This window comes from Arthrobacter sp. SIMBA_036 (assembly GCF_046535135.1).
GTDB lineage: Bacteria > Actinomycetota > Actinomycetes > Actinomycetales > Micrococcaceae > Arthrobacter.
Map to the genome: position 1 here is coordinate 1 of NZ_JAWRXG010000397.1, position 245 is coordinate 245.

The 245-nt window shown below is 58.0% G+C and carries 1 pseudogene; it reads left to right on the forward strand.

The features are described 5' to 3' along the window. Positions 1-243, forward strand: a pseudogene (locus tag SB659_RS20300) (type I secretion system permease/ATPase); the annotation flags it as partial. Between the last annotated feature and the right edge of the window lie 2 nt (positions 244-245).

Here is a 245-nt window from a genome sequence, read left to right on the forward strand (position 1 = left end):
GAGCCCAACTCGAACCTCGACACTCAGGGTGAGGCAGCTCTTGCCCGCGCGCTGATCCATGCCAAGAAGCAGGGCATTACCACCGTCACCATCACGCAACGCCCTGCCCTGCTGCAGTGCGTAGACAAGATCCTTCTGCTCAAGGATGGCTCGGTCGGGATGTTCGGCGAGCGTATGGAAGTGCTGCAAGCCATCCAGGGCAACAACAATAACAATCGTCCCCAGCCGCGTATCGAAGGTTAAAT